Raw genomic sequence first — 11,120 nt, 5'->3', positions numbered from 1 at the left:
ACTACGATGCGCAGCTGGGCAACGGCGGGTTGCGCAACAGCGTGCTGGCGCTGGGGCTGCGCTTCAGGCTTGATTGAGATGGTGCGCTGCGCCCGACAGTAAATGCGGCCGGGCGCAGCGTGTGTTTTATTCCGCCTGCACTGGCGTCAATACTTCGCGGCTGCCATTGGTCGCCACCGAAGAAACAATCCCCGCCGACTCCATTTGTTCCACCAGCCGCGCCGCGCGGTTGTAGCCGACGCGGAATTGCCGCTGCACCGATGAAATCGACGCGCGCCGGGTACGCACCACAAAAGCCACCGCTTCATCGTAAAGCGGATCGGCCTCGACATCCTGGGTGTCGCCCAGCAGGTCGGCGCTGGCGCCTTCGGCAGGCACGCCGGCCAGGATCGCTTCTTCATATTCCGGCTCGCCGAACTGTTTCAGGTGTTCGACCACCCGGTGCACTTCCGCATCCGAGACAAAGGCGCCGTGCACGCGTTGCGGATAACCCGATCCCGGCGGCAGGAACAGCATGTCGCCGTGGCCGAGCAAGGCTTCGGCGCCCATCTGGTCGAGGATGGTCCTGGAATCGATCTTGGACGATACCTGGAACGCGACCCGGGTCGGGATGTTGGCTTTGATCAGCCCGGTGATCACATCCACCGAAGGACGCTGCGTCGCCAGGATCAGGTGGATGCCGGCGGCCCGGGCTTTTTGCGCCAGGCGCGCGATCAATTCTTCGATCTTCTTGCCGGTCACCATCATCAGGTCTGCCAGCTCGTCGATGATGACGACGATCAGCGGCAGGGTGGATAGCGGTTCCGGCGCATCCGGGGTGAGCGAGAACGGATTGCTGACTTTCTTGCCGCGCATTTCGCCGTCGCGGATTTTCTGGTTGAATCCGGCCAGGTTGCGCACCCCGAGCGCGGACATCAGGCGGTAACGCTTGTCCATCTCGGCCACGCACCAGGTCAGCGCATTCGACGCCAGCTTCATATCGGTGACCACCGGCGCCAGCAGGTGCGGAATGCCTTCGTATACCGACAGCTCCAGCATCTTGGGATCGATCATGATCAGCCGCACTTCTTCCGGCGTGGCCTTATACAGCAGCGACAGGATCATCGCATTGATCGCCACCGATTTGCCGGAGCCGGTAGTGCCGGCCACCAGCATGTGCGGAGCGCGCGCCAGGTCGGCGACTATCGGAGCGCCGGTAATGTCCTTGCCCAAGGCCAGCGTCAGGTGCGATGCGGAATCCTGGTAGGCAGGCGATTCCAGTATTTCCGACAGCCGGATCATTTGCCGCTTCGGATTGGGCAACTCCAGCCCCATGCAGGTCTTGCCTGGAATGGTTTCCACCACCCGGATCGACGTCAGTCCCAGCGCGCGCGACAAGTCTTTCATCAGGCCGACGATCTGGCTGCCGCGTACGCCCAGCGCAGGCTCCACTTCGAAGCGGGTAATCACCGGCCCGGCGTCGGCGCCCAGCACTGTCACCGGCACCTTGAATTCTTTCAGGCGCTGCTCGATCAGCAGGCCGGTTTCCGCCAGGCGTTCAAGCGGAATGTCGATCTGCTCGTTGACAGCGGGATCGAGCAAGTCGAGTCCCGGCAAATCAATCCGCAGTTGATGCAGCAGATGAAATGAAAAATCCTCTTCGTTGCTGCCGGCGGACGGTGCGGATGCTTCGTTTGGCGCAAGCGGAGCTGGTGCGACCTGTGGAACGGCGACGGCAGGGTAAGCGGGCGCGGTTTCTGGCGGCAGCGGCTGCGCCGCGCGGAGCTGCGGGCTTGCCGGAACGGGATCAGGCAGGACGGCTTCCTGACGGGCGATATTAATCGGGGCAATCGGCTCGGCAGCCGCAGGCAGCGGTGTAAATGCCAGGGACGGCGCCGGCGCATGCGCCAGCGGAGAAACGGCCAGCTCGGCCACGGATGCTCCGGACCGCGCTTCGACAGCATGCGCGTGCTCGGCAACCGGCTTGGCCGCAGCAGCCGGTACGGCAATCGGCGGGCGTGGCGGCGCAACAGGAGCAGGGCGGGTGCTGATTGTGGTGGTCAGCGGTGCAGTGCGATGCTGGCTGCGTTCTGCCTGGCGCGCATGCATCGCATCTTTGCGCGCGTTGCTTGCACTCTGCACGGTGTTGGCGCGCGCGCGCATTGCCGGGGTCGGGATGATTTGTTCAACCGTGGCCCATTCCGCCATGCTCCTGGCGCTGGTCTTGATTTCAGCCGGCTTGGCCGGCGGTTTCTGTTGCTTGCCAAAGATTTCAGCGAGCTCGGAACTGGAAGGCAATTGCCAGGATTTCCTGCTGCGCGGCGGGATCGCAATGCTTTCGCGCGGCCGCGCCTGCCTGGGTACGGATTGGACCGGCGCGACGGCAGCGCCGGTGCGTAGCTTGCGCGGCTCGGGCGAGGTTTCGGATTGCTGTTTTTTAAGCGAGAAGATCCGCTGCAGCGGGGGCATGGCGATGAGTGGTTTCAGCCATGCGTTGCCAAACAGCCACGATAACGCCAGGACGCCGAGCGCCGCCAGCGCTAGCACGCCGCCGGCTGTGCCCAGCACGCTCATGAAGCCATGGGCCAAGGCATAACCCAGCCGGTCGCCGTCGGGCGGCGTCGATTCGCGCGTGCGCATGACGGCTTCCAGGGCGCTGCTGCTGCAGAGTATGAGGAGCGTGCCTAGCCACAAGCGGATGGAGCCCGGGCCGCGCAGCGGATTCGTGCCTGTCCGGCGCGCCTTGAGGACACGTAAAACCATAGGGACAAGCCACAGCAAGGACCATCCGAACCAACTGAAAACTGCTATATGCATACTCAAATTCAACGAAAAATCGACGTCTGGAAATCTGGATGTTTGCGCACGCCATGATGCGGCAGGGCAAGCCTCGCGATCTGTCCGGAGCAAAGAAGGCCTGATCGCGTTTGTGGGACGCCCTTAAATGAAAGTAGGTGATATTAACCGAAAAGCATCAGGCTTTCCCGCTCGGTTTGCCATCCGCGATTTCGGGTTTTCTTATCTAATTTAACAACAATGTAACAACTGCCAAAGCGGGAGTTTGTAACTTTCCCGCAATCTCCATGTAACAAACTTTTTCAGCCCCGAAGCGGCAAATCCAGACGAAATGCTGCAAAGCACAACAAAAGCCGGCAAATCACGTCATCGAATCGCTACTTCAGTGCATTTCCTTATTCGGAATTGTTCTTTTACGACATTTCTGGCGTTTTTTGACAACACGCTGTCGTAAATTTGTAACGCAATATGACTATTTGTAACTCGGCGGAATTATTTGTAACAAAAAATATTATGTTTAGGATAGATTAACATCGCAATGTCTTGGTGCATGGCAATAGCCTGTACCGGAAGACATTGCGTTGCCGTTGTCCGCGATGCATACCAGCGAAACGAATGACGGCAATCCCTGGGGAGCCAGATGATGAAAAAGCCGTCGGGTATGTCGGTGGATTCTTAGGTTTGTCTGTCTGTATGTACGGAATCGTAGCAGAGGTCAAAACGCAGTTTACGTCGTCCACAAGGCGATTTAATCAGTCTGGTTTGATTACACAAATAATTAAATTCTCAACTCTAAAATTATCGATAGGGAGTGTTGCTTATGATCAGGGAACGGAAGTTGCCACAGTTGCTGCGCCAGGTGTTTTTTACCGGCGGCGTCGCAATGGGTATCGGGCTGATGGCCCAAGCTGCGCAGGCGCAGGAGACAAACGACGACAAACCGATGGGACGGGTTGAAATCACAGGTTCCAACATCAAGCGTACCCAGCAGGAAGGCGCTGCATCGACGCAGATCCTGACCCGCAAGGACATCCAGCAATCAGGCAAGACATCGGTAGCCGATGTGGTGCGCAGCCTGTCAGCCGACAACAACGGCTCCATCAGCGGCTCATTCACCAACGGCTTCGCCGGCAGCGCCTCGGGCGTCTCGCTGCGCGGACTGTCAGTCAACTCCACCTTGGTCCTGATCAACGGCCGCCGCACTGCGCCTTATGGCCTGGGCGATGACGGACAACGCAGCTTTGTCGACCTGAACACGATCCCGCTGGGCGCGGTAGACCGCATCGAAGTGCTGAAAGACGGCGCATCCGCGATCTACGGTTCCGATGCGATCGCCGGCGTGGTCAACATCATCTTGCGTGAAACCTACCAGGGCAAAACCATTTCCGGCACGCTGGGCACATCCGGCCACGGCGACGGCACCCTGCGGACGGCGTCGGGAACCTTCGGTTTCGGCGACCTGGATACCGACAAGTACAACTATTTCTTCAGCATCGACGCCAAGCAAAGCAACGCGATCTGGCAAAAGGACCGGCCGGAATACCTCGGCACAGCCGATGCCCGTCCATGGGGCGGCCGCGACCAGCGCGCCGGCGGCACCACCAGCAGTAATACCGGCGGCAGCAGTATGGTCGGCACCGTGCGTCCGGTCACCGCCGGCGGCGCTACCATTCCTGGCCGGGGCATCCAGAACCTCCCTGGCTGTGCCAACATCGACCGCAGCACTTCGATCAATTCCGGCGGCGGTTGCCTGTGGGATCCGATCAAGGACGGCTACCAGGCGATCCAGCCGGAAACCCAGAACATCAACCTGTTCGGCCGCGGCACCCTGAAGATCAACAATGACATGCAAGCCTATACCGAACTTGGCTTGTTCAATTCCCAGGCGAAGACGATCACCACGCCGTCCGGCCTGACCAGCGCTGGTTTCGACCTGGTCAACAACCGCGTGATCAACACCGGCACGGGCCCCGGCCAGCTGTTGCTGCCTATCGGCCATCCGGACAATCCGTTTCCGGCCAACCGGGCTCGCCCACGCTGGGTCGATCCGAATCGTCCGCGTGCTTCCGACCTGGACACCACCGTCACGCGCCTGCTGGTTGGCGTGAAGGGAACGAGCTTCGGCTGGGATTACGACAGCGGCATCTTGTACGCACAGAGCAAGACTGAACGTACCCAGAACGGCTACTACCGCGCCAGCAACCTGCAGACGGCGATCAACAACGGTTCTTTCCGCATCGGCGAGGCCGGCGCACTGAACAGCGCCGACACGCTGGCTTTCGTTTCGCCGGAACTGAAGAACTCGGCGACCACCAAGCTTGCCTTGTGGGATTTCAAAGGAACGCGCGAGTTCGGCCAACTGCCGGGCGGACCGATCGGCATCGCGGTCGGCGGTGAATTCCGCCACGAATCCACCGACAGCGAAGCGACCCCGTTCACCGACATCAACGATATCGTCGGCCTCGGTTATGCTGCTGCCAAAGCTTCGCGCAACATCAGTTCCCTGTACACCGAATTGGCGCTGCCGGTCCTCAAGCAACTGGAATTCCAGCTCGCCTTGCGCACCGACCAGTATTCCGATTTCGGCAACTCCACCACACCGAAGATCGGCTTCAAGTTCACGCCGGTCCAGCAACTGGCTATCCGCGGTACGTATGCGGAAGGGTTCCGTGCACCAGGGCCGGCAGAAAGCGGCACCAGTGCGGTTTCGGCTTTCACCACCTTCTCGCGCGATCCGCTGCGTTGCCCTGTGACGGGCCTTTCCGCAGATTGCGCTGATGGCAAGAACGTCGGCGCGGTAACGGTCGGCAACAAGAACCTGAAACCGGAAAAATCGCAGAGCTACAGCCTGGGCTTCATCCTGGAACCGATCAAGAACACCAGCGTTTCGGTGGACTACTGGCGTATCGTCCGCAAGAATGAAATCACCGGTTCCGACGCGGCATCGATCATTGCAGACCCATCGAAATTCCCTGATGCGACTGTAGTGCGCGGCGAACCGACTTCGGACTTCCCTGGCCTGGCCGGTCCTATCCTGCTGGTCAAGGCGCCGTATATCAACGCCGGCCAGACCCGCACCAGCGGCGTCGATATCGACCTGCGCAGCCGCTTCGACCTGAACTCCTACGGCCGCATGACTGCGGGCCTGACGGTTTCGCAAATGTTCGAGTTCAAGCGTACTTCCGGTGGCGTGACACAGAACTTCGTCGGCACGCATGGCGATACCAATCTGTCCGGCAACGGCGGCACGCCGCGCACCCGTGCTTCGGCTTCGCTGGCATGGGACCGTGGCCCGTTCAACCTGACTACTTCGGTCAACTATGTCAGCGGCATCGAGGACAAGAACGAAGCAGGCGGCGAATGCCTGGACGTCGATCCAGTCACCGGCAATCCTTTGAAGAACTGCCGCATTGCATCGTTCACCACAGTCGACCTGTTCGGTCGCTGGAACGTCAGCAAGCAATGGGAAGTGACCGCAGCGATCGCCAACATATTCGATCGCCTGGCGCCGCTCGACGTGCAAACCTACGGCCGCATCAACTACAACCCGTCGCTGCACCAGTCGGGCGCGGTCGGCCGCTACTTCACTTTGGGTGCTCGCTACACCTTCTAAGCCTGGCAGCTAACTGATCGAAACATAAAACGCCAAGGAGGTTCGCTTCCCTGGCGTTTTTTTTCGGCCGTCGATTAGCTGGTCTTGGCTTGCAAACATTTCTGAAGAACCGGATTTCCCGGAATCTTGCTGGCCGTCCTTGCGGCTGCCGGCAGAGCGCCGGCATGACTACCGCGGTCCGCAGGCAACGCTGCGGCCATATCCTGACTGGCAAGGATGACGACATGGATGAGAAAATTTCATCGCGCAAGACTTCAGTTGGACTTGAGCGGCAAACAACCGCGAATGCATGGATCAGCTTCGCCGCGGACCCGGCGCAGAAGGCGCGTTGCCTGGCCCGCCTGCGTGACGCCGAGCTCGGTACCGATAACCAGCCGTCCGACTGCGCCGCCGGCGGCAAGCATCGTTTTACCGAGGAACTCGGCATACCGGGAACGCTGGCCGTGATCATCGATGTGCTGTGCTGGCTGCGCCAGGCAGATGGAAAAACCAGCGCGCGCGAGCAAGCCATCGCATTGCTGGAAGCTATCCCGGTAGGCGCGGACCTCGGCGCCGTTCCCTATCGTTACGCGCATTGGCTGCTGCATGACCTGCAATGGGGCATTACGCGCTATTGCCAGGCGGAGCCGCTGCTGGCGTTGTCGGCGCAGATGAGAGCGTTGCACGACAAGGAGCTTGCCGGCCTGGCGGTCGACGACAGCGGATGGTTGGCGCTCGGGCCGGGAGCCGTCGGCGCTGCCGGAGAAACTGAAGAAGGAGATAGCCAGTACCTGGAGAACCTGCTCGGCTGCGTCGCCGCTCCGTTGAGCCGGATCGATGCCGAGCAAATGGGGAAGTTATGCGGAGGCGCTGCGTATTTTGCCGGAGAGCAGGCCAAGGACAGTTACTGGACAGACAGCGAACAACGCCAGCTGGACAGCCTGTATGACGATTTTCGCGCCAGCGTGGAGCAAACGCTGGGGCCGCGCCCGCCGGCACAGCAGATTGCCGAGCTGAAAGCCTGGCTCAGGCAAGAACAGGCCATGGACGCGGCATGGGAGAAGAAGATGCGGCGCCAGCAGCGGCTGCTGTGGCGGCGCTGGGATGCGTGGGGAGAAAAGCAGGCGTCGCTGTATGCGGCGTTTAATGAAGTTGCCGTTGGCTTCTTGCTGGCGCAGTTCAAGCTGGCGCCGCGCAAGACGGTGTTTGCGCCCGGCCCGCAATTGCATTAGGCCGGCCGCCGGTTATCGGCGGGCCTGGAGCCACGTGGTGCGCTCCAGGCCCGGCAGTTCAGTGCGGGAAAGCGACCAGGCGCGCCTGTATCGATGAAGACAGGCTGAGCTCGAAGCGGCCGCCGCTTGGCAAGCCGCTGATATCGAACGACGCGCTGCCGTTCTGCAGTCCGCTGCCGAGCACGGTTTTAGCGCCGGCAGGCGAGACATACATCAATGACAGGAATGGCTCCAGCGCCGCGTTCCAGGTAATCGCCAGGCGTCCGCCCTGGACTGTCCAGGTGGCCGACGACGCCATCGCCTGGGTATTGGCGGCGGCTGCCTGGCTGGCGATTTTCAGGTTTTGCGCTTGTTTCAGCTGCTGCATGGTTTGCAGCTGGCCGTTGCGCAAGACTTCGATCGATGCAATCTCGCCGGGATTGGGCAGGCTGACCCAGAAATGGCTGGTCTCGCCGGCGGCATCGGCCACGCCGACCGGCTCGAACGGCAGCTGGTAAGTCTGGCCGCTGCTGGTGTGCAGGCGCAATGCATAGACCGACCTGGCGGTCGCCGTATCGGCTTCCACTTTGGCGGCGGTGGCGGCGGCCGGATGCAGCAACACGCCTTGCGCGGTCAACTCACCGGAGATTGTCAGGTAACCGTCCGGCGCCGCGACGCTGGCGGCAGCATTCAGGACCAGGGGCTGCGGGATGGCGGCGGTGCGCGATTCGGCAAACTGCTGGGCCCTGACGTAACTGAAATCGGAGAACCATGTGCCGCCGCAGTAACCCATGACGTCTTTCATCTGGTTGTTGCTTGGCGTGAGCGGCGCGCTTAATACCCCAACCTGGGTGTCGCTGCTGTATGGGCTGTTGTAGACCGCCAGCGAACTGAGGTCAGCGGTGCTGTTAGGGAAGGCTGGATCCGGGCTCGAAGCGCCGCCGCAGGGGGCGTGGCTCAGGGAGTGGTTGTGTCCCATTTCGTGCACCATGATGGCCTGCCATTGCGGCCATTTGTTATCGAACGGATCGCCCTGGCCGGCGCTGCTGGTCCAGTCCAGGCCAATCGCGGCGACCGCCGAACTGCTGCCCTGCGTACGCACTCCGACATAACCCAGGCCGGCGATGAATGACGAAGGGATCGGGCTGTACATAGGTACAAAGCCGTAATAGAAAGCGTTCGGATCTTCATTCTTGCGCGCGGTTTCGAGCTGGTTCAGTGCGGTCGACCAGTCCATGGCGGTGGTGCTGGCGGCGCCGCTGATCACCAGCGGAGCGCGTTTTTGCACAACGATATTGCCGTGCGCGTAAGGATAGACGCGCGCCAGGGCTGCCTGCACATCGGACAATGCCGGCGGCAAGACGCCGGTGGCGCTGCCGACCGTGAGCGGCACCAGCACCACCCGCAGGCTGGCAGGCGCGCCGACGGTGGGCGATACATCCTGGCTGGCCGGGCTGCTGTTGACGCCTGCCGCAACCTTGATGCTGATCTTGACGCCCGGCTGTACCCAAGCTGCGGGCAGGACTGCGTTGAAGCTATTGTTCAAGCTGTAGTCGTCTTTCGCGGTAGGCAGGGTGGCCGGGCCATTCATCGCCAGCACGCCCAATGCCGCGCCGGTGCTGCTGCTGGCCGACAAATTCACTGACGGGCTGGTGGCGCCGGCTGCCGGTGCGAGCACCGTGGCGCGCACCAGCACAGGACGGCCCGGAGTCAGGCGCAGGGTTGGATCGGTGGAGCTTTTGTCGAACACGTGCGCAAAGTCGACGCTGCTGATCCAGAGCCCGACACTGCCGGTGCTATCGATGGTGCCGGCATTGACGGCCGCCTGGCCGGGCGCTGTCAGCGTCACGGCGCCGCTGGTTCCAAGGCTCACCTGCAATACCAGCTGCGTGGCGCTGCGGCTGACAATGACAGCGTTTGAAGCGCCGACTTTGGCGGCGCTCACGCTATCCAGGTTGGTGCCCGCTATCGTCAACACAACCGTGCTGCCGCTGGCAGCGCTGAGCAATGAGGTCGCTGTGACTGTCGGCGCCACGGTAAATGCCGTGGCGCTGCGCACTTCCTGGTAGCGGTCGACCACCGTCAGCAGGCCGGACGCGGCCCCGGGCGGCACGGTAAACGTGACCGCGCTGTTCGAGACAGCCGACGCCGATGCAACCGTGCCATTGGCAAAGCGGACACTGGTCACCGCCGCCAGGCCGCTGCCGCTGATCGTCACGCTGCTGCCCACGATCCCGAGCTGCGGCAACATCGCGACAATCGACGCCGGCAGATAGCCGTTGATCTGGTAGGCGCTGTTGACCGGAGCGCCGCCGACGACCAGCGTCAGCGTCCCGGAAATCGCCTGGGCCGGCATGGTGAGGGTAGCGGCAGTGCTGGAGCTGGCGACCACCGCCAGATTGACGCCAGCTACCTGATAGGCGCTGACCCGGTCAAGGTTCTTGCCTTGAATCGTGAAATTGCTGCCGACAACGACATTCGTGGCTGACACGCTGGTTACCAGCGGCGACGGCAGGCTCGAGGTGAAGCTGGCCGACGACTGTACCGAGAACCCGGCGCCCGACAGGGTAATGACTCCGCTGACCGCGCCATCCGGAACAGTGATTGCAATTTGCGTGTCGCTGACGATAGAGAAGGTGACCGCGGTCGAACCGATGGTGACGGTGCTGACTTTCTGGAAACCGGTGCCGTTGACGGTCACGGTAGCGCCCGCGGCTGCGCTCGAGGCAGACAGCGCGCTGATGCTGACCGCCGATGCCGCAACCGATGCCGGCCCGGTGGCGGCGCTGTCGCCCGATCCGCCGCCACCGCCGCAGCCGGACTGGCTGAGCATGGCGCCGATTAAAACCAGGGCAAGAAGACTTTTATTGATTTTCATTGCAACACACTGCCTTTGAGCTAAAAGGGTAGGACGGTTCAACTGCAAGGGATGCCATGGCTCGCGATGATTCGGGAGGAATAAATATTGGCGTATGGAAATATCGGACGTGATTGTAGTTGGGAAAGAGGTTGGCCGTAAAGGGCTGTGGGTCAGGAAGAGGGGGAGAGTGGTTTTTGCGGAACAGGGGGCGGGGAGGGCTTGCCGGGAATAATCTTGGATCTCCTTGCTGGAGTTCCAATGGGCGAACGAGAGCATGTTGATAAAAACAAAAAGGCTCCCATTGCTGAGAACCTTTTTTCCTGCCAGGTTACTGGTGGTGCCTCGTCAGAGTCGAACCAGGTGCTGACCTCACAAATTCAATACCGTATTGCGTGCCATGCCTACAGTTTCCTGGTTGGAGACCTAGTCACGAAGGTGCCAGCGTCTGATTATTCCTAGTAATGTCACGTCGATCACTCTGATCCCCCACTCATTCTGACAAGTAGGGCTGTGCGCTAAGCATAGAGCAATTTTTGATGCAAATTATGCAGCCAAGTGGGTCACCCATTAGCCGTCCGCTGTCAAGAGCACAAACTTACCACTCGCACCCATTAGCCGTCCGCTGTCAAGAGCACAAACTTACCACTCGCAATATTTCGCGATATCTCAATTTCATCAAGCC

At 61.0% G+C, this 11,120-nt stretch carries 3 protein-coding genes and 2 pseudogenes; 2 read left to right on the top strand and 3 right to left on the bottom strand.

From position 1 onward, the window contains the following. Positions 1-126: 126 nt before the first annotated feature. Together V8G57_RS26340 and V8G57_RS26335 are read right to left on the bottom strand one after the other, a co-directional pair. Positions 127-1,596, bottom strand: a pseudogene (locus V8G57_RS26340) (DNA translocase FtsK); the annotation flags it as partial. A gap of 876 nt (positions 1,597-2,472) precedes the next feature. Further along, positions 2,473-2,796: pseudogene (locus V8G57_RS26335) on the bottom strand (DNA translocase FtsK 4TM domain-containing protein); the annotation flags it as partial. Between the two features lie 799 nt (positions 2,797-3,595). Between V8G57_RS26335 and V8G57_RS26070 the strand changes: the two are divergent. Continuing rightward, positions 3,596-6,388: a TonB-dependent receptor gene (locus V8G57_RS26070; RefSeq protein WP_342831935.1), complete on the top strand. Its 2,793-nt coding sequence runs from the start codon at positions 3,596-3,598 to the stop codon at positions 6,386-6,388. Between the two features lie 164 nt (positions 6,389-6,552). Next, positions 6,553-7,599: a hypothetical protein gene (locus V8G57_RS26065; RefSeq protein ID WP_342831933.1), complete on the top strand. Its 1,047-nt coding sequence runs from the start codon at positions 6,553-6,555 to the stop codon at positions 7,597-7,599. Positions 7,600-7,657: 58 nt separating this feature from the next. Here V8G57_RS26065 and V8G57_RS26060 read toward each other — a convergent pair whose 3' ends face one another. Further along, the gene (locus tag V8G57_RS26060) at positions 7,658-10,456 is read right to left on the bottom strand and encodes an IPT/TIG domain-containing protein (RefSeq protein ID WP_342831932.1); all 2,799 of its coding nucleotides are present in this window, start codon (positions 10,454-10,456) and stop codon (positions 7,658-7,660) included. Positions 10,457-11,120: the final 664 nt, after the last annotated feature.

The sequence above is a fragment of the Collimonas rhizosphaerae genome (genome assembly GCF_038896935.1).
Lineage (GTDB): Bacteria > Pseudomonadota > Gammaproteobacteria > Burkholderiales > Burkholderiaceae_D > Collimonas > Collimonas rhizosphaerae.
Note: the sequence above shows the minus strand (reverse complement) of the source record. Positions and strands in the feature narration are given on the sequence as shown.